This window comes from Pseudomonas sp. FFPRI_1 (genome assembly GCF_055384485.1).
Genome location: NZ_AP029168.1, coordinates 3201901 through 3221173, shown reverse-complemented (window position 1 = coordinate 3221173; position 19273 = coordinate 3201901). Strand labels below are relative to the sequence as shown.

The window sequence follows — 19273 nt, the reverse complement described above, 5'->3', positions numbered from 1 at the left end:
AGGGCTTCAGGCGCTCTCGCGGGAAAACCAAACCTGGATCTGCAGGTGGTCCGGATCGTTGATCGCCTGCAGGTACTCGTCGAGGCTGACCTCACCGACACAGGCCCGGGCCCCCGGCGCCGGCACATGGCCCGCAAGCACCTTGCGCACCACCGCCACCGCCGCGCAGCTGGGAATCTCCGGCCCGTGGTCGTGGCTGCCGGTGAGCTGCGCAGTCATCGACAGCGGCTGGCCATCCAGCCCCAGGCCGTGGACATCGACATACATGGCGCTGAGGCCGTCGCCGAATGCCTCGAACCAGGTGCCGCAGCGGTGCAGGCGCGCCGCCCAGGGTGCCGGATCGCGGATCAGGCCGACCTTCACCAGCTGCGCCAGCAGGGCATTGGCCAACCCGGCGACCTTGAGCCCGGCACCGGCCTTGAAGCTCAGGGTGTGGGCGCCGTAGCGCGCGGCGAACAGGTCCAGGTCCGGCACATCGACGTTGGCCAGCAGGCGTGTACCCAGCCTGGGCAGGGTGCGCAGGGTCAGGCCCTGCCAGCCGATCACCGCAGCGGGCCGGCCATCCTTGAGTTGCAGGATGGGCCGCCCGGCGTAGGCCAGCACGCCCTGGATGGTCGACAGCCCGGGCATCTTCGCCGAGGAGGAAATGCCGTGCTCGATGCGCTCGATGCGGGAGAAACGCCCGCGATGCTCATCGATGATCGCCGACGACAGGGTCGGCACCGAACTGCAGCCACTGAGGATCGTCACCCCGGCGGCCCGCGCCTGGGCATCCAGCACGTCGATGCCGCGCACGAACTGGCGGCAGTCGGCCAGGTCGCAATAATTGACTCCGGCTTCGATGCAGCCCCGGGCCACTGCATAGGACTGGCCCTGGAACGGCCCGCCGGTGTGGATCACCCAGTCGATGCCCAGGCTCTGCAACGCCGGCGCCCATTGCGGGCCCATGGCATCGCCGCACCAGCCCTCGCAGGAGGTCGCGCCCTCGGCCTGCAGGGCGGCGACCTTGGCCGCCAGCTTCAGGGGGTCGCGCCCGGAAATCACCAGGTGCAACCCGGGCATATGGGTCAGATAGCGGCAGATAATGCTGCCAAAATTGCCATAACCACCGACCACCAACACCTTGAGCGCCATTGCCTGCATCCTTGAACAAAAACCGTCGCGCCACTGAAAAGCCGCAATCCGAGGCGCGGCAGCTTGGTTGATTTGCCCGGGATCGACAAGTGCCCGGGCTCTTGGCCGGCGGGTCGCGAAACCTGCGGAAAGTTCTGTAGTGAATCTCGGAAACATCTGGTTAGAAAAAAAAGCCAATGCCGGTCCGGCATAATGCTATGCAAAATCCTCATCAACTAGGGCCTCGGGGCGTGATAGCCTCGTCCTGCTATGTCGGCCTCGCATAACAAACTCGCCGGTTCGCGCAACCGAGCGGGACAAAGACGCCTTGCTACCCACCTTGTTTCATCTTCATCTGCCCAACTAACGTTTCGCTGTGAGCCGCTCTTTCCCCGGCTCGCCAAGGGAACTGATTGCAAAATTTGACTCGACCTCAAGGTCGATCTCTCGATCCTATCTCGGAGCTGTTATGTCCAGGCTTTCCCATCAAGATTTGCGCCGCGGTTTCCGTGAACTGATCGCTTCCAACTCCTGCTACCACACCGCTTCCGTGTTTGACCCGATGTCTGCCCGTATCGCCGCCGACCTGGGTTTTGAAGTCGGCATCCTCGGCGGCTCCGTGGCCTCGCTGCAGGTTCTCGCAGCCCCCGACTTCGCCTTGATCACCCTCAGTGAGTTCGCCGAACAGGCCACCCGCATCGGCCGCGTGGCCCAGCTGCCGGTGATCGCCGACGCCGACCACGGCTACGGCAACGCCCTCAACGTGATGCGCACCGTGGTTGAACTGGAACGCGCCGGCATCGCCGCGCTGACCATCGAGGACACCCTGCTGCCGGCGCAGTTCGGGCGCAAATCCACCGACCTGATTTCCGTCGCCGAAGGCGTCGGCAAGATCCGCGCAGCCCTGGAAGCCCGGATCGACTCGGAACTGGCGATCATCGCCCGGACCAACGCCGGGATCCTCCCGGTGCAGGAAATCATCAACCGCACCCAGCAGTACGAGCGGGCCGGCGCCGATGCGATCTGCATGGTCGGCATTCGCGATTTCGAACAGCTGGAACAGATCAGCGAGCACCTGAGCGTGCCACTGATGCTGGTGACCTACGGCAACCCGGCACTGCGCGACGATGCGCGCCTGGCCGAGCTGGGGGTGAAAATTGCGGTCGACGGCCACGCCGCCTACTTTGCCGCGATCAAGGCCACCTACGACTGCCTGCGGGAACAGCGGCAGATCTTCACCCAGGCCTCGGACCTGAGCGCCACCGAACTGGCTCACACCTACACCCTGCCCGAGGACTACATCGTCTGGGCCCGTGAGTTCATGAGCGTCAAGGAGTAACCCTAGCGATCGGCCGGGTTGGGGCGCAAAGCGTCAACCCTGGGCCGACTGCAGCGCGCCTTCCACGCAGTCGAGGATCTGGCCGATGGTCCAGGGCTTGCGGATAAAGCTCACCGGATAACGCACCCCGGAACTCTCCGGGGTCTCGAATCCCGACATCACCAGGATCGGTATCCACGGCCAGTGCTCGTGGCACAGGTTGCTCAGGCTGGCGCCATTGAGGGTGCCGGGCATGGTGATGTCGGTCAGCAGCATGGCCACGTCCGCGGCACGTTTCTGCAGAAAGGCCCAGGCCTGGTCGGCGCGCTCGCAAGCGTGGGTGGTAAAGCCCTCGTCCTCCAGGATCTCGCACAGAAAACCCAGCACCGTAGGCTCGTCCTCCACCACCAGGATCAATCGGGGTGAGGCGCCCTGCTGGGCTGGCGACGCTGGATTCATGGGGTGGGCACTCCCTGGGAGGATGAACTGGATACGGACCGGACCGCTGACAAGAGTTATGAGCGGTGCCGGACGGATTAATTCACTTTCAGAACGCCTTGCGACGAGTTTTTCGGACAGGTCCGAACAGAGTCCGGATAATCATCTGCCCACAGCCCTCGACCATGGAGACACACGGTTCATGGAGTTCGATCCCCAACGCCTGGCCCAGGCCCGGCACCTGCTGGTGTTCACCGGCGCCGGCGTCTCGGCGGAAAGTGGCATCCCGACCTTTCGCGATGCCTTGAGCGGTTTGTGGGAACACTTCGATCCGGCACGCCTGGCCACCCCCCAGGCCTTTCGCGAAGACCCGGCGCTGGTCTGGGGCTGGTACGAATGGCGGCGCCTGAAGGTACTCGAGGCCCAGCCCAACCCCGCGCACCTGGCCATCGCCGAACTGGCCCGGCGGGTGCCACGCCTGACCCTGGTCACGCAGAATGTCGATGATCTGCACGAGCGCGCAGGCAGCTCCGAAGTCCTGCATCTGCACGGCAGCCTGCACACGCCCAAATGCTTTGCCTGCAATCGCCCGTTCAACGGCCAACTGCCGGTGCCGGAGCTGCCGGAACAGGGGGCCAGCCTGGAACCGCCACGCTGCAGCGGCTGCAACGGCAAGATCCGTCCCGGGGTGGTGTGGTTCGGTGAAGCCCTGCCACAGCAGGCCCTCAAGGATGCGTTCAAGGCGGCCGATGAATGCGACCTGCTGCTATCGGTGGGCACCTCGGGGCTGGTGCAACCGGCGGCGCAGATTCCCCTGCGGGCCCTGCGACAGGGCGCCTGTGTGCTGCACATCAACCCCCAGCCCCAGGCCTGCAGCGCCCCCGAGGAATACAGCCTTACAGGCAAGGCCGGTGAGCTGCTGCCGGAACTTGTCCGCCGCGCCTTTGCCTGACTCCAGGGCGGCTCAAGCCGAGCCGCCTGCCTCTTTCAAGGAAGCCTGCAGATGTCACACCCTACTGGCGCCTCATGGCTTGAAGCCGCCTGGGCGCAACGTGAAGAACAACTCTACCCGAAGCTGTTCGGCGACCTCGGGCCCGGCATCTACCCCCTGGACATGACGCTGTTCAGCCAGGTCTTCGCCCAGAGCGAGGTCGATCCGCGCTGGTTGACCCACGGCGTGTTCGAGTCGCCGCCCAACGCCGGCCGCAGCAGTTGGCTGTACGTCACCTCGGGGCTGTCCAACGCCTGGGAAGATGAGCAGCCCGAACCGGACGGCGACTCCGGCCTGGGCCTGGAACTGTTGCTGGAAACCCCCGAGCAATCGCCCTGGGCCTTGCGCCTGCTGCGCAACTTCTGCGCCTACCAGTTGCTGCTGGCCGCCGAGCGTTTTGCCGGGCAACATCCCCTGGGCCCCTGGGACCGGATGCGCACCGGGCAGCCGATCACCGGGGGCGACAGCCTGCTGCAAGCCCTGCTGTTCATTCCCGCACCCGGGTTTGCCGGCCCCTGGCAACTGCCGAGCGGACGCTTCGAGTTCCTGCAATTGGTCGGCGTGACCCTGGACGAACATGCCTGGGGCCAGGCCCACGACTATCAGGCCCTGCAGCAGCGCCTGGCACAAGCCGGGGCCTCGCCCTTGGTCGATCCGGCGCGGGGCAGCGTGCTCTAGCATCCGTGTACCCTGCCCGGCTTCGCGCCGGGCCGGATGGCGATTCAGGCCCGGGCCAGCCGCGACTTTCTGAGCAGCAACTGCAGCCCCCGGGCAATGCCCGGGACGGCCCGCAGATTTGGGCCAGGGGCTCGGTGCAACATTTTTTGCCCCCAGGGCCGGCCGCAATGAGTTAGATTCAGCCAGCGCAGGATCGGCAAATCCGCTTTACTCTCTCACTCGACCCCAGGAGTAAACAGCCTCCATCGGCGGTCCCATTCACTGCCCTGCTCTTTTTTCGCCACTGCCCGCCTGCGTCGCGGTGGCTTCGCTTTCAGGAATTCATTAATGCCGCAAAGACACGTGATCAATGCTTCGGTCAGCCCGAAAGGCAGCCTGGAGACGCTCTCGCAACGCGAAGTGCAACAACTCAGTGCCGCCGGCTCCGGCAGCATCTATACCCTGTTCCGCCAGTGCGCCCTGGCCATTCTCAACACCGGCGCCCACGTCGATAACGCCAAGACCATCCTCGACGCCTACCACGATTTCGAAGTACGCATTCACCAGCAGGACCGAGGCGTGCGCCTGGAACTGCTGAACGCGCCGGCCGATGCCTTCGTCGACGGCGAGATGATCGCCAGCACCCGGGAAATGCTCTTCAGCGCCCTGCGCGACATCGTCTACACCGAGAACGAACTGGGCAGCCAGCGCATTGACCTGGACAGCTCCCAGGGCCTCACCGACTACGTCTTCCACCTGCTGCGCAACGCCCGCACCCTGCGCCCCGGCGTGGAACCGAAAATGGTCGTGTGCTGGGGCGGCCACTCGATCAACACCGAGGAATACAAGTACACCAAGAAGGTCGGCCACGAGCTGGGCCTGCGCAAACTGGATATCTGCACCGGCTGCGGCCCGGGCGTGATGAAGGGCCCGATGAAGGGCGCGACCATCGCCCACGCCAAGCAACGCATGAGCGGCGGCCGCTACCTGGGCCTGACCGAGCCCGGGATCATCGCCGCCGAGGCGCCGAACCCCATCGTCAACGAACTGGTGATCCTGCCGGACATCGAGAAGCGCCTGGAGGCCTTCGTCCGTGTCGGCCACGGCATCATCATCTTCCCCGGCGGCGCCGGCACTGCAGAAGAGTTCCTCTACCTGCTGGGCATCCTGATGCACCCGGACAACCAGGACCTGCCGTTCCCGGTGATCCTCACCGGCCCCAGGAGCGCAGCGCCCTACCTGGAGCAGCTCAACGCCTTTGTCGTCGCCACCCTGGGCGAAGCGGCGCGCAAGCACTACCAGATCATCATCGACAACCCGGCCGAAGTGGCGCGGCAGATGACCGAGGGCCTGAAGACCGTCAAGCAGTTCCGCCGCGAGCGCAACGACGCCTTCCACTTCAACTGGCTGCTAAAGATCGACGAGGGCTTCCAGCACCCGTTCGACCCGACCCACGAGAACATGGCCAACCTGCAACTGAGCCATGCCCTGCCGCCCCACGAACTGGCGGCCAACCTGCGCCGGGCGTTCTCCGGCATCGTCGCCGGCAACGTCAAGGACCAGGGCATCCGCCTGATCGAACAGCAAGGGCCGTACAGCATCCACGGCGACCCGGCGATCATGCAGCCGCTGGACGAGTTGCTCAAAGCCTTCGTCGCCCAGCACCGCATGAAGCTGCCGGGTGGCGCGGCCTATGTGCCCTGCTACCGCGTGGTGAGCTGATCCGGCGCCCCGTCAAGCGTTGAACGACGCCGCGTTGCCCTCCCGGGAGCGCGGCGTTTTTTTTGCCCGCCGCACAGCGTGGCGAGGGAACTGGCTCGCGCTCGAGCGTGCAGCAGGCGCATTCCCTGAATCCCCAATGCCCCTGAACACAACGCGCCGGCCATTGGCGTCGCTGCGCCGCCCCGGTGCTGGCAGGCGCCCGCCTCACCGGCTCTACCGGGGCGCTTTGCGTCGGTACTTCACCTTTGGCTAGAGGCACAAGCATTTCCTAGAGGGCAGGACAGGCACAGCTCCCGAGCATGCCTCGACCCCGTTGAGCGGGGCCCTATAAAAAACGCGCAGCACCCGGCGACAGTGCCCACAGGTGCCAGCCGTTACCGGCGCAAAGCAGCATGCAACGAACAAGCAATGCGCGGCTCCTGTCTCCCCTGCCTCTGCAGCCCCCACCCCCTGACTGGCGCCCAGGCCCTGGCCTGAGCTGCGCCCTGCCGGGCGGCCAGAATCGTCCTCAGCATGCCCCTGCAACCCTGTTCCACGGGCGTTGCACAGGGCTGGGCACATCGAGTTTGACAGCCTCCCGAGCACTGTGGAATAGTTTTTCAAAAAAATGGAACCGAATTCCATTTATTCATTTCTATCGAAAAAGGCCCGTCATCGTGAGCGAAGTCCCCGCTGCAACCCTGCCTCCTTTGGACTGTGACCTGCTGGTGATCGGCTCCGGCGCCGCCGGCCTGGCCTGCGCCGTAACCGCTGCCTGGCACGGTCTCAAGGTAATAGTGGTGGAAAAGGACGCGACGTTCGGCGGGGCCAGCGCCTGGTCCGGCGGCTGGATGTGGGTGCCAGGCAACCCCCTGGCCCGTCGTGCCGGCATCCATGAAGACCCAGAGCAACCGCGCACCTACCTGCGGCATGAATTGGGCGCGCGCTACGACGCGCCGCTGATCGACGCCTTTCTCGACAACGGACCGCAGATGGTGGCGTTCTTCGAGCAGCACACGGCCCTGCAGTTTGTTGACGGCAACGGCATTCCAGACATCCATGGCCGGGTGCCCGGCGCCGGCGTCGAGGGTCACCAGGTCATTGCCGCGCCCTATGACGCCCGGCACATCGGCCCGTTGCTGGCACGCCTGCGCAGGACCCTGCGGGAAACCTCGTTCATGGGCATGCCGATCATGGCCGGAGCCGACCTCGGGGCCTTTCTCAGCATGACCCGCTCGTTCAAGTCCCTGGCGCATGTCGGCAAGCGTTTTCTCCGTCACCTGCGGGACCTGGCGCTGCACGGCCGGGCCATGCACCTGGTGAACGGCGTGGCGCTGATCGGCCGGCTGGCAAAATCCGCCGAGATGCTGGGGGTACAACTGCTGGAATCGGCGCCGGCGCGTTCACTGCTGCAGGATGCTCAGCGGGTGCATGGCGCCCTGGTCGACACGCCCCAGGGGGCTCGGGAAATCCGCGCGCGCCGTGGCGTGGTGCTGGCCAGCGGCGGTTTTGCCCATGACCCGGTACGGCGCCAGGCCCTGTTTCCCCGAGCGCCAGGGCCCGATGAGCACCTGGCGCTGCCACCGTCGAGCTGCTCGGGAGACGGTATCCGCCTTGGTGAGTCCGCCGGCGCAGTGCTGTCCCGCGATCTTGCCAGCCCGGTGGCCTGGGCCCCGGTGTCGCGGGTGCAGCATGCCGACGGCAGTGTCGGGCATTTTCCCCATATCATCGACCGGGCCAAGCCCGGGCTGATCGGCGTCCTGGCCAGCGGCAAGCGTTTCGTCAACGAAGCCGACGGCTACTACGATTACACTGCGGCCATGGTCGAGGCCGTGCCCGCGGGGCAGGAAGTGGCCTCATGGCTGATCTGCGACCACCGTTTCCAGCGCCGCTACGGCTTGGGCTACGCTCGCCCCTTCCCTTTGCCGGTGGGCCCGCTGGTGCGCAGCGGCTACTTGCAGCGGGCCGACTCCATCGAGGCCCTGGCGCGGCGCTGCGGCATCGACCCGCAAGGCCTGGCGCACACGGTGCAGGGCTTCAATCAGCAGGCCCGGCAAGGCCAGGACCCCGAGTTCGGCCGGGGCTCGACCGCCTACAACCGCAAGCAGGGCGACCCGCTGTACCCGGGCCCGAATCCGTGCGTGGCGCCGATCGAACAGGGACCGTTCTACGGGGTTAAAGTCCTGCCCGGCAGCTTCGGCACCTTTGCCGGGCTCAGGACCAACCCTCAGGCCCAGGTACTGGATGCGTCGGGCACGGCGATCCCCGGGCTGTATGCGGCGGGCACCGACATGGCCAGTGTCATGGGCGGGTTCTACCCGTCCGGCGGCATCAACCTGGGGCCGGCCATGACCTTCGGCTACATTGTCGGGCGCCATGCGGCAGGCATCAGCGCCTATGAAGTGACACTGGAACAGCCTCCCCACGCCAGGACCGCAGCTGCTGCCACACGCCACGCCTGAGGGGGAAGCGCAACTGGTTCAGGGACTAAAGCCCGTGCCGCTGTCCAGCCCTACCGCAGGTTGCGCCGCTTGCAACTGGCCCTCGATCTGCCGACCGAGGTAGTAGACCCCGGCCATGACCCCGTGCTCGGGGTCGTGCAGTTGCCTGAGCCATACCTGGTCGAAGGCCTTGCCCAGGTCGCGGCGCGTCTGCTCCTGCAGCGCCTCGCGGTCATTGTCGTGCACCAAGGCCCGTACGCCCGCCACCCCCACCGAAAGCAGGGTGCCGGCCACCCGGCCCACGGCCGCCGCCACCGCACCGGCCACACTGCGGCCGGCGAACTGGGCCTGGAGCTTGTCGCTGGTCACCAGGGCCACCTGGGCAATGCCCGACGTTGCATCCCCCTCGCTCGCGGGTGCCCCGTGGATCTGCTGCAACAGCGGCCCATAAGCTGGCAACCGGGCGATGGGCTGCACCTGGATCAACTGCTGCAGCGAGGCCCGCTGCCCGGCCTGCGGACCGAGATCGATGGCGGTGATCCGCCCAAGGTGCTGCTGCAACTGCGGCGCCGGCAGTTGATGACGCGCAGTGATGACCGCCACCTGCCGGCGCAGCAGCTGCACATAGAATTCCATGGCCTCGCCGGTGATGTCGTCGGCATCGATCTCCAGGGCCACCGGTGCCAGGACCCGCTGTTGATACTGCTCCTGCAGGTAGGCGGCCAGGCGCCTGGAGGACGGGTCGGCATCGCCGCGGCTGTTGAGGGAATACCAGCCGACCTTGAGCGACAGCCATTCCTGGGTCCAGTAGCCGGTGAACCAGGGAATGAAGGCCTCGTCGGTTTGCTCATAGATCCGGGTGCGCCAGTGCTCCATGGAACCCCGGGCATAGACCTCGACCTGCGCGGTGGCAGAGCGGCAAGCCTCCAGCAACTCGCCATCCACCTGTTGCCAGGTACCTGGAGCGACCGGAGCCGCCACCGGTTGCTCAGGGGCCCGGCTGGCACAACCGGCCATGGCGATGAGCGCCAGGCACAGCAGCCCCCGACTCAGCCAGGGGAGCAAGGGCAGCGGGAGCGCAGCGCCTGCAGGCACAAGGCATTTCCCTCCCTGAAGGGCAGTGTCGGCGACAGCGGCCGCCAGGACTTCCAGCAGTATAGGTAGCGTCCCCTGGCCCTTGGGAAAATCCCCGGCCGGCGTAACGCAAATCCCCACCACGCTGCCCGCGCCATCGGTATATTGCGCGGGGCGCCTGCGCCACGGACCCGTCTCCCCCACAAGGAACCTTCATGCTCTACCGCATTGCCGCTGACAGCCTGGTGCTGTTTCACCTGTCATTCATCGTCTTCGTGCTGCTGGGGGGCCTGCTGGTACTGCGCCATCCCCGGCTGATGCTGCTGCACCTGCCCGCTGCCGCCTGGGGCGTGGCCGTGGAGGTGCTGCACCTGGAATGCCCGCTGACCCGCTGGGAAAACCTGCTGCGCCACGCCGCCGGGCAGGACGGCTACGGCGCCGGGTTCATCGAGCACTATCTGATCCCGCTGATCTACCCTGCCGGGCTGACACCAGGTATCCAGCTGTGGCTGGGGGCCCTGGTGCTGCTGGTCAACCTGTCGGTCTACGGCTACCTGGCCTGGCGCTGGATCCGCTCGCGCAGCGCCTGATCCAGGCCCAGCAACCGGGACGGCCAGTCAGCCCCGGTTGCACCTTGCGCCCTTATCTCCGAATCGCCGGGCTCAGCACCTCGACGTGCAGCCGAGCGTGACCCAGGCGTTTCGCTATATACTTTTGTATATTGCGAATCCGCCCCACGAGACTGTCCCATGCATCGCCCTTCATCCACCATGGCCAGCCTGCCCTCGCCCGCCGTCGACGCCGGTTCGGCACGCCCCCTGACCGCAACGCCGGCAGGCCGGGAACGCCACTCCCGGCTGCGCCACCGCCAGCTGATTCTCGACGCCGCCCGCAATGAATTCGCCGCCAAGGGTTTCAGCGCCTGCCAGACCCTGGACATCGCCCTGCGCGCCGGGGTGCCCAAGGCCAATCTCTACTACTACTTCCACACCAAGGAAAACCTCTACGCCGAGGTCCTGCTGCCCTTGATGGAACCCTTGCAACAGGCTTCGCGGCTGTTGCACGAGGAGGCCGAGCCGCGACAGGCGCTGGCGGCCTACATCGAGGCACGGGTGCAGATCGTCCAGGGCTATCCGTTGCGTTCGAAGATTCTCTGCAGCGAACTGCTGCATGGCGGGCAACAGCTGCCAGCGGCCTGGCGCGAGAGCCTGGAGGCACAGAACCGCAGTGAAATAGCCTGCTTGCGCCGTTGGGCCGAACGCGGGCTGATCGCCGCCGTCGATCCGCAACACCTGCTGCTGTTCATCGGTGCAGCGACCCAGATCTACCCGACCCTCGGCTGGCAGATCGCCCTGATGGAGCACAACGACGGCCCCAGCGCCAAGGACTTCCAGGCTGTTGCCACGACCCTGACCCGCATGGTCCTGGGTGGCGCGCTGCCCGCCTCGGACATGGGCTCCGGGCTGCCGGCCCGAGCCCTGGCGATCTAGCCCGGAGTACTTGCCGCGAGACCTTCGCAGGCCTGGGTCAAGGCTTGCCAAGTGGACTCGTCGGCAGGGATCAGGTGCTCGATGCGCAATGACGCCACGGTGATGTCCTGGGGCATGCCGAAGGTGGTGAAGGTGGAGAGAAAACGCAGCTCGCCCTGGGGCCCGCGAACCCGGGTCAGCAGCAACGGAGTCGTCAGGTCCGGGGCCCCTGCCGATTCCCCGGGAAACGGCAGGCTGGCCAGCAGCGCCGCAAGCTCCGGGTCCACCGCGGCCTCCTGCGCGGCCCGCTGCCAGGCCACCTGGCGGATCTCTTGCGCGTTGACCAGGCAGTCCCCGAAACCGCCGGGCGCCAGCAGGGTCGCCAGCAGGTTGAAGCCCTGTTCGAGCGCCTGCAACGGCAGGCCCAACAGTTGAAACAACGCCTGGGTTGCACGGTTGGCCACCAGTACCTGCCAGTGGCTGTCAATCACGATGGCCGGCGCCGGATTGTTGGCCTGGAGCAGGTGCATCAGGGCCATCCGTACCGGTTCCAGGCCCGGATCGTTCAACCCCAGGGCGGCGTAGCGCGGCGCGTAGCCGGCAGCGAGAAACACCCGATTGCGGGTTGGCAACGGGGTGTCCAGGGTGCTCAGCAGGCGGTGCAACAGCTCGGGACTGGGCTGCGCACGACCGGTCTCGACACAACTCAGGTGGCGTTGCGACATGCCGGCCTGCAAGGCCAGCTCCAACTGGCTCAAGCGCCCCTGCTGGCGTAGCTGACGCAACAGCAGGCCCACGGTAGGCGAGTCGACGGCGGCGGGGGCATGGGGTGGCAACATGGCTCGGGGGCATCCTATGGAGACGGTTGTGCGGCCTCGGCGATCAGCCGACAGGCTTGAAATAGATCAGTTCGGGATCGTCATGGTCGAGGTTCTCCACCACCCCGCTGGGCACGAAGCCGGCCTTGGCAATCAACCCCCGGGCCGCCTGGTTGGAGCGGTTGGTGGAGATGAACAGCTTGGTCGTCCTGCAGGCCTGCTGCGCCGCTGCCAGCAGCCGCAGGGCCACGCCCCGGCGCTGCTGATCAGGCGCCACCACCACCAGGGAGACGAACCCCTGGTCGAAGAAATCATGATTGAGCAACAGGTAGCCGAGCGCCCGGCCGGACTCCACCTCGACCCAGCACTGCCCTTGCTCGACCGCCCGGCGCAGGGCCTGGCCGCGTTCGGGGTGGGCATCGGCATAGGCATCGAAACCGAGCATGGCCGGCACATCCTCGGCCCGGGCTTCACGGATCAACCGGCCTGTGGCCGGAGCCGCTGTCTGTGGGTTCATCACTGCTCGCTCCTTGAAGGTGATCGTCGTACCGGGTGCAGCTGACAGGATCGGCTGGCGGCCTGTCTATGACCTGTGGGGTCATTGAGTAGCGACGGGCTTGCCACTTAGCCTGTTTGCCTGTCGTTGTTCAAGGAGTTTCATCGTGAGAAAGACACTCTGGGTGCTGTGCGTGGCCCTGTTCGCCGGTCATGAACTGGACGCCGTAGCCCAGTCCGAATGGCGCCTGCTGTATGGCTTGCGCGACCTCGACCCAAGGCTCGGCCAGGCGCTGTTCATTGCCCTGCACGTGCCCCTGGTTGCCGCGTTGATCTGGCTCACCGGGCATTCGCGCCCTGCCCTGCGCCGCAACAGCCAGCGATTGCTGGCAGGGTTCGCCGTGGTCCATGCAGGGCTGCATTACAACCTGCGGCAACACCCGCTGTATCTGTTCGACTCGCCCTGGTCCCAGGGCCTGATCTTCGCCTGCGGCGCTGCCGGCCTGCTGTACCTGATGCTCGACCTGGGCCGCCAGGCCAGCCACCCACACCCTTGCTGATGGAGTACCGTCCCATGCACCGTCCCTACCCGGCACTCCTGGCCCTGCTGGTCTTCAGCGGCTACACCCTGTTCACCCTGTTCCAGGCCGAGCAGTCCCTGCTGCAGTTCGGCCTGCAACTGCTGTCGCGGCCCGACACCGCGCAAGTGGTAATCGACCTGTACCTGATGGCGCTGCTGGCCTCGGCCTGGATGCTGCAGGACGCCCGCCACTGCGGGCGCTCGATCGCCTCGGTGCTGCCCTACCTGCTGCTGACGGCGATCTTCGTCTCCATCGGCCCGCTGCTGTACATCGTGGTGCAAGGCTGGCGCCGCCCGCCACCGGCGTGGGCCCAGAAGCATTGAAAGCCGAGCTCAGGCCAGCCACCGCCGTGTGGCGAACAGTCCTGCCGGTACGATCTGGGTGGTCAGAACCACTGTCGCCCTGCACCGGCTCGAGCCTGCAAACGGCGTGGGCTGTGCTCCCTGGCCGTGCAGGATTGGCGACCCATGATTCATGGACAACAGGCGGAAAACAGCCACCCAGACACTGCGTAAACAACGAACTTGCCGAGCAGCTATTGATGCAAGTCACGAACTAACCACAACTAATAACACATGATCAAAAGTTTCAATTCTTTATTAAAACCCAATCAAAGCATTACTATTAAGACACTCTAAAAATCATAAAAAAATAAATTTCAGCGCCTGGCTTGTTTTCCTGATTTGCTGTGCTAGAAATATGTTCCACCACTAACCAAGCCAACTAAAAAGACTTTCCACAGTCTCGACAACAAGCGCCTTCCAGCAACACCACAGCGTTCTTCAAAGCAACTAATCAGCACTGCACCACTGGTAAAACCTTCACCACGGATACACAACGCAAACAAGGATGTCGTATGAAAATTGCAGGACTTTCAGGAATTCTTCCTTCGCGAATCGTTACAAACCAGGATGTTCTCAACTTGGTCGAGGAGCATTCGAGAAATACTTTTGAGGATGACTTGCCAAAAACCTTGAAGACCATAGGCAAGTTACTGGATAAAAGCGGAATCGAAACACGGCACTGGCTAGGTGCCGGTGAAAAGCCGATGGAACTGATGGAAGCTGCATTTGATTCCGCCTTGGCACAGGCCAACATCAGCAAGGCCGACCTGGACTTGCTGATCTACCCCAATGTGACACGCGGGTTCATTGAGCCAGCCAATAGCACCTTCATCTGCAAGGCCCTGGGCCTGAACTGCAGAAACTTTGACGTGGTCGACGCCTGCAACGGCTGGGTAACGGCCATGGATGTCATCAACAGCAAGATGGAAGCAGGCGAGATACGCTACGCGGCCATCGTCAACATGGAATTCGGCATGTCTGACGGCGGACCGGTGATGCCCAAGAACTTTACTTTGCAGTCTCCATCGGAACTGGCATACAAGTTCCCAAGCTTTACCATTGGCGAGGCGGTAACCGTCACCATACTCAGCAATCAGGCACCTGGAAACTTCAAGTTCTCTTATATCAACAGGCCTGACCTGAGCGACTTGTCGACCATTTCCCTGCCGGACTGGAAGCAGTTCTGCAATGAGGATGATATGGCGCGCATTTCACCGACAGGTGGCCAATACCAGTTCAACTCCTACGCCGCGGCGCTGCATGAAGATGGCAGGAACGAAGCGATAAAAGTATTCAACATGCACAAGGCACCTGCTTCCGACATTCACAAAGTATTCATTCATACCGGTTCACCCAACATGTGGGAACACATTGGCGAACTTATCGGCATTGAAAAGAAACTGCATCACGTCGGACATAAGACAGGCAACATCATTACCGCATCGATTCCTTATGGAATCTTCGATGCGGTGAGCCAGGGCAACGCCGAGAAAGATCAGTTCTGCATGGGATGGGCCGGCAGCGGAGGCATGGTTTTTTCCGCCCTGTCATTCAGTTTGTAAGGCTCCGTTGAACGACCATTTCAGGGCAGGTTTGCGCTGCAAGTCGGCTCTCTAGAAGCGCAGTCGAGTTCTCCGGACACACGCCAACCAACTTGCCGCGATACTGCGGCAAGTTGAGAGTTCCATGCCCCTGAGTATCGAGTCGCCTCGCCTAGGCTGCGCCCGAGTTTCTCGTGTTCTCTTTCTGTGCCCCTCAATGACAACCGTGCAGCCGGTGTCTGCGACCTCGTCTGTTCAGTTGCCCCCATCGACTCGGCAACCCGAGGGATGCCCGCCAGGTGCAGCGCCGTGCCACGAACCTGATGAACCGGCACCGGCCTCATGCGCAAATCGCTATAGACCGCGCTTCCAAAACCGTACCGTCACCCTTTCTGTTGGGCCCCTCTCAGGAGCGTGCTGAGCCTCGCCCCCGGTGTCCCGGAAAGCAGATCGGGCCCCTGGCACTGCGCTCGTGGCGCAGTGCCTAGGCGCGCTGAAGCACAGATCAGATCAGGCGCTGGATCTGTTTGTGGCGCCACACCAGCTTGAAGTAGCAGACCTGCAGCGCCAGCATGCTCAAGTAGGCCACCGGGAACGCCATCCACACCCCTTGCAGGCCGTAGTGCGCATCCAGCAGGTAGGCTGCCGGCACCTGGACCCCGATGATGCAGAAGATCGAGATCGCCACCGGCACCAGCACTGTGCCACTGGCGCGCATGATGCCGCCCACCACCGCCTGGAAGCCGAACACCAGGAGGCTCCAGAGCATGATGTGCAACAGGTGCTCGGCGTTCACCAGGGCCGCCGGATCGATGATGAACAGCCCCAGCAGCCAGTGCGAGATCAGGTAGCCCAGCAGCACCAGGGCCCCCGTCAGGCACAGGTTGATCGCCAGCCCCGTGCGCAGGATCGGGGTGATGCGTTCCAAGCGCCCGGCACCGATGGCCTGGGCACCGAGGATCGAGGCCGTGATGGCGATCGACAGCGCCGGAAACTGCACATAGTTGACGATCTGGGTCACCGCGCCATAGGCCGCGGTCGCCTGGGAGCCGTGGCGGTTGACCAGGGCCAGGATCACCAGCTCGGACAGCGAGATCACCACCATCTGCAGCCCGGTGGGCAGGCCGATGCGCAGCACCTTGGCAAGGATCGCCGGGCTCAGCTTCATCGCCGCGAACAGCGCCCGGTCCGGCGCCAGCGGGTGCTCGCGGCCACGCAGGCGCCAGACCAGAAACCCCATGGCCAGGATGTTGCCCACCAGCCCGGCATACGCCGCGCTCTGGATGCCCATGGGCGGCAGGCCCAGCCAGCCGCGAATCAGCGCCGGGGTCAGCAGCAGCCCCGCCAGGGTCGAGACCATCAGCGCCAACAGTGGCGACAGGGTGTCGCTGACGCCCCGCAGCAACTGGGTAAAGAGCACGAACACCAGCAGTAGCGGCATGATCAGCATCATCACCTGGGCATACCCCACCGCGTCGTCCAGCACGTCGGCGGGCGTGCCCAGGCCCTGCAGCGCCGGCCGCGCGAAGAGGATGCCCAGCAGCGCTCCCGACAACCCGATCAGGGCGCCGAGCAACAGGGTCGTGCCGGCCACGGCCTTGACCGTGCCCAGCTCCCTGGCGCCCCAGGCCTGGCCGATCAGCACCGAGGCCCCGGCCCCGAGGCCGATCACCAGGGCAATGAAGAAGAACACGATGGGAAACATCCCCGACACCGCCGCCAGGGCCTGGGTGCCGAGCAACTGGCCGATGTAGATACCGTTGAGGGTGCCGGAGAACGACTGCAGGAAGTTCGACAACACCATGGGCAGCAGGAAGATCAGGTACACCTGCCAGAGCGGACGCTGGGCGGGAATCGACATGGAGCGGGCAACCTCGGATCAGGAGCACGGAGGGCCACGGGGCCCTGGAGAGTATGGCGACCGGCTGTTATAGGTTCAGCGGTTCAACCGTCGCGCCAGCCACAGCGGCAAGCGCGACCTACCCGGGTTTACATCAACGGTTGAGGTTGACCACCACCCGCCCGCGGACCTTGCCGTCGAGCAGTTCCCGGGCCACCGCCGGCACCTGTTCCAGGCCCACTTCACGGGTGATCAGCTCCAGGTGCGCCAGGTCCACCTCGGCGGCCAGGCGCTCCCAGGCATGCACCCGTTCATGGTAGGGCCGAGTGACGCTGTTGATCCCCAGCAGGCTCACCCCACGCAGGATGAACGGCGCCACCGAGGCCGGAAAGTCCATGCCCTGGGCCAGCCCGCAAGCGGCCACCAGACCATCGGCGGCCGTGCCGGCGCAAACGTTGGCCAGGGTATGGCTGCCCACCGAATCGATGGCCGCCACCCAGCGTTCCTTGGCCAGGGGGCGTCCCGGCTGGGACAGTTCCCCTCGCTCGATGATGCTCGACGCCCCCAGCCCCTTGAGGTAGTCGGCCTCTTCCGGGCGCCCGGTGGCGGCGATCACCGAATAGCCCAGGCGCGACAGCAGGCTGATGGCAAAGCTGCCGACGCCACCGCTGGCGCCAGTCACCAGCACCTCGCCACGCCCGGGCTCCAGGCCGTTACGTTCCAGGGCGATCAGGCACAGCATGGCGGTATAGCCGGCGGTGCCGATGGCCATGGCCTGGCGCGGGGTGAAGGCCTCGGGCAGGTGGATCAGCCAGTCACCCTGCAAGCGGGCCTTCTGCGCCAGGCCGCCCCAATGGCTTTCACCCACGCCCCAGCCATTGAGCAGCACCTGCTCGCCAGGGCGAAAACGCGGGTGACTGCTGGACTCCACCGTGCCCGCCAGGTCGATCCCGGGGACCATGGGAAACTGGCGCACCACCGGGCTCTTGCCGGTGATCGCCAAGCCATCCTTGTAGTTCAGGGTGCTGTAGGCGACCCGCACGCTGACATCACCCGCGGGCAGCCGGCCCTCGTCCAGCTCGGTCAGTCGGGCACGATAACCTTCGGGGTCTTTGTCGATCACAATGGCCTTGAACATCATGGACTCCTGTTGGCAAGGGAGGCTGCAACGGCGTAGAGCGCGAACGCGCCATCCTACGCAAGCCTTCGGAAGGCGTCCATGAACCCCCCACCCGCCTGAGGATTCCTCAGGTGGCCGGGTCGGCGCTGCCGGTCATTGAGCGCCTCCCCCCCAGCCCTCGCCTGCGACGCCTGAAATGGCCCGGGCCGTACCCGGCGTCCCCTATCACCGCGTAGCCCAGCGCGACTGGCCTGCCAGAACGGCAGCGATGAGCATACCGGGCATGGCAACAACGGCGCCTGGAGCGTTACCATGCCGCGGCGTTTCTACCCTGACCGAACGGATTCTCGACCTTGTCTCACCTACTGGAAAAAGCCGCCGCACGCGGCGATCTCGTGGCCCTCGAACGCCTCCTTGATGCCGGTGCGGACCTTGAATGGCAGCACAAGGGCACTGGCCGCACGGCCCTTCTGGCCGCCACTATCGCCGGGCACCGGCCGGCCGTGACGCTGCTGCTGGCCCGTGGCGCGAATGTCCAGCAACCCTGCAAGGCCCTGGGCTACAGCCCCCTGGCCTGGGCCGCCAGCCATGGCGATACCGCCATCGCCGAGTTGCTGATCGCCCATGGCGCCGCGCTCGAACACGCCAGCCCCGAACTGCAACGCACTGCGCTGATGAACGCCGCCCAGGCCGGGCACGAGGCAATGGTGAGCTTGCTGCTCAAAGCCGGCGCCGATCCCCTGCCCCTGGACTTCCAGCAGCGCAATGCCTGGTCCCTGGCCGAAGAGAAGGGCCATACCCAGATCATGCAATGGCTGGCGCAGGCCGGTGCCGGGGCGCCGCCAGCGTCCGCACCGCCCCCCTCCCTGCCCTGGCCGCCGCTGGCACCAGGCAATGACAACAGTGGCGATCCGGTCACCCAGGTGCGGGCCTATACCCTGGCCCTGGAGGCTTGGGAACAACGGGGCAATGCCCTGGGCCACGAGGCTGTCGACGCCGCCTTCTGGGCCGAACCGCAACAGCTCCTGGAGCGTTTCTGCACCCTGCGGCCGCGGGCCTACCCCCGAGCCTCCTACGGCTACCCCACCACCTACTCCGCGGCCGACGAACTTCTGGGCTGCCAGTTGCTCAAGCCCGCCCAGGCCGAAGTGCTGGTGCGTGATCCGGCCTCCCGGGCGCTGTGCTACGAGCATCGCTTCCTGGTCAAGCGGGTCGCGGGGCAATGGCGCATCGACAGCGTCAAGCGTCGCCTGGCCGGCACCCCGCGATGGACCCACGCCATTCTGTGACCCGCCTGCCACTTGCACGCCCCTCTCTCCTTTCAGGACCTGC

General features: G+C 65.2%; 18 protein-coding genes. 11 read left to right on the top strand and 7 right to left on the bottom strand.

Annotated features, from left to right (window positions below; genetic code table 11):
- Nucleotides 1–6 precede the first annotated feature (6 nt).
- Nucleotides 7–1134: a saccharopine dehydrogenase family protein gene (locus tag ACZ5BO_RS14420; protein WP_464700585.1), complete on the bottom strand. Its 1128-nt coding sequence runs from the start codon at nt 1132–1134 to the stop codon at nt 7–9.
- A 448-nt stretch (nt 1135–1582) separates the two neighbouring features.
- Between ACZ5BO_RS14420 and ACZ5BO_RS14415 the strand changes: the two genes are divergently transcribed.
- Nucleotides 1583–2452 (top strand): isocitrate lyase/PEP mutase family protein, encoded by an 870-nt coding sequence (locus tag ACZ5BO_RS14415; RefSeq protein WP_464700583.1) that lies wholly within the window; start codon nt 1583–1585, stop codon nt 2450–2452.
- 33 nt (nt 2453–2485) lie between these two features.
- Here the strand turns inward: ACZ5BO_RS14415 and ACZ5BO_RS14410 are convergent, their stop codons facing one another.
- Nucleotides 2486–2890, bottom strand: coding sequence for a response regulator (locus ACZ5BO_RS14410; RefSeq protein ID WP_464700581.1), 405 nt, complete (start codon nt 2888–2890; stop codon nt 2486–2488).
- A gap of 181 nt (nt 2891–3071) precedes the next feature.
- Between ACZ5BO_RS14410 and ACZ5BO_RS14405 the strand changes: the two genes are divergently transcribed.
- From ACZ5BO_RS14405 to ACZ5BO_RS14390, 4 genes are all read left to right on the top strand, one after another.
- A complete protein-coding gene (locus ACZ5BO_RS14405) occupies nt 3072–3821 on the top strand; it encodes an SIR2 family NAD-dependent protein deacylase (protein WP_464700579.1) in 750 nt (249 codons plus the stop codon).
- Between the two features lie 51 nt (nt 3822–3872).
- Nucleotides 3873–4538, top strand: coding sequence for a suppressor of fused domain protein (locus tag ACZ5BO_RS14400; RefSeq protein ID WP_464700577.1), 666 nt, complete (start codon nt 3873–3875; stop codon nt 4536–4538).
- Nucleotides 4539–4865: 327 nt separating this feature from the next.
- Nucleotides 4866–6239, top strand: a complete 1374-nt coding sequence (gene ppnN / locus ACZ5BO_RS14395) for a nucleotide 5'-monophosphate nucleosidase PpnN (RefSeq protein ID WP_025131322.1) — start codon at nt 4866–4868, stop codon at nt 6237–6239.
- 656 nt (nt 6240–6895) lie between these two features.
- Complete coding sequence (locus ACZ5BO_RS14390) at nt 6896–8680, top strand: FAD-dependent oxidoreductase (protein WP_464700575.1); 1785 nt, start codon at nt 6896–6898, stop codon at nt 8678–8680.
- 18 nt (nt 8681–8698) lie between these two features.
- Here the strand turns inward: ACZ5BO_RS14390 and ACZ5BO_RS14385 are convergent, their stop codons facing one another.
- Complete coding sequence (locus ACZ5BO_RS14385; RefSeq protein ID WP_464701273.1) at nt 8699–9676, bottom strand: hypothetical protein; 978 nt, start codon at nt 9674–9676, stop codon at nt 8699–8701.
- Nucleotides 9677–9948: 272 nt separating this feature from the next.
- Between ACZ5BO_RS14385 and ACZ5BO_RS14380 the strand changes: the two genes are divergently transcribed.
- Entirely contained in the window at nt 9949–10323 is a 375-nt protein-coding gene (locus ACZ5BO_RS14380) for a DUF2784 domain-containing protein (RefSeq protein WP_464700573.1), read from the top strand.
- A gap of 159 nt (nt 10324–10482) precedes the next feature.
- Nucleotides 10483–11223 (top strand): TetR/AcrR family transcriptional regulator, encoded by a 741-nt coding sequence (locus ACZ5BO_RS14375; RefSeq protein ID WP_025131326.1) that lies wholly within the window; start codon nt 10483–10485, stop codon nt 11221–11223.
- On the opposite strand, the gene ACZ5BO_RS14370 is transcribed toward ACZ5BO_RS14375, so the two are convergent.
- Together ACZ5BO_RS14370 and ACZ5BO_RS14365 are read right to left on the bottom strand one after the other, a co-directional pair.
- Nucleotides 11220–12041, bottom strand: coding sequence for a helix-turn-helix domain-containing protein (locus ACZ5BO_RS14370; RefSeq protein WP_464700570.1), 822 nt, complete (start codon nt 12039–12041; stop codon nt 11220–11222). The genes ACZ5BO_RS14375 and ACZ5BO_RS14370 overlap by 4 nt on opposite strands.
- Nucleotides 12042–12084: 43 nt before the next feature.
- Nucleotides 12085–12537: an N-acetyltransferase family protein gene (locus tag ACZ5BO_RS14365; RefSeq protein ID WP_464700568.1), complete on the bottom strand. Its 453-nt coding sequence runs from the start codon at nt 12535–12537 to the stop codon at nt 12085–12087.
- Between the two features lie 145 nt (nt 12538–12682).
- On the opposite strand from ACZ5BO_RS14365, the gene ACZ5BO_RS14360 reads away from it, so the two are divergent.
- The 3 genes from ACZ5BO_RS14360 to ACZ5BO_RS14350 all read left to right on the top strand — a co-directional run bounded on the left by ACZ5BO_RS14360 (nt 12683) and on the right by ACZ5BO_RS14350 (nt 15002).
- Complete coding sequence (locus ACZ5BO_RS14360) at nt 12683–13075, top strand: DUF6713 family protein (protein WP_025131329.1); 393 nt, start codon at nt 12683–12685, stop codon at nt 13073–13075.
- A gap of 14 nt (nt 13076–13089) precedes the next feature.
- Nucleotides 13090–13419 carry a DUF2834 domain-containing protein gene (locus ACZ5BO_RS14355; protein WP_464700566.1) on the top strand — a complete coding sequence of 110 codons (330 nt, stop codon included), beginning with the start codon at nt 13090–13092 and terminating at the stop codon, nt 13417–13419.
- Between the two features lie 533 nt (nt 13420–13952).
- On the top strand, nt 13953–15002 hold the full coding sequence (locus ACZ5BO_RS14350) for a 3-oxoacyl-[acyl-carrier-protein] synthase III C-terminal domain-containing protein (RefSeq protein ID WP_464700564.1): 1050 nt from the start codon (nt 13953–13955) through the stop codon (nt 15000–15002).
- A gap of 484 nt (nt 15003–15486) precedes the next feature.
- Here ACZ5BO_RS14350 and ACZ5BO_RS14345 read toward each other — a convergent pair whose 3' ends face one another.
- On the bottom strand, nt 15487–16842 hold the full coding sequence (locus ACZ5BO_RS14345; protein WP_464700562.1) for an MATE family efflux transporter: 1356 nt from the start codon (nt 16840–16842) through the stop codon (nt 15487–15489).
- A 133-nt stretch (nt 16843–16975) separates the two neighbouring features.
- Nucleotides 16976–17959, bottom strand: coding sequence for an acrylyl-CoA reductase (NADPH) (acuI, locus tag ACZ5BO_RS14340; RefSeq protein ID WP_464700560.1), 984 nt, complete (start codon nt 17957–17959; stop codon nt 16976–16978).
- A 335-nt stretch (nt 17960–18294) separates the two neighbouring features.
- Between acuI and ACZ5BO_RS14335 the strand changes: the two genes are divergently transcribed.
- Nucleotides 18295–19230: an ankyrin repeat domain-containing protein gene (locus tag ACZ5BO_RS14335; RefSeq protein WP_464700558.1), complete on the top strand. Its 936-nt coding sequence runs from the start codon at nt 18295–18297 to the stop codon at nt 19228–19230.
- Nucleotides 19231–19273: the final 43 nt, after the last annotated feature.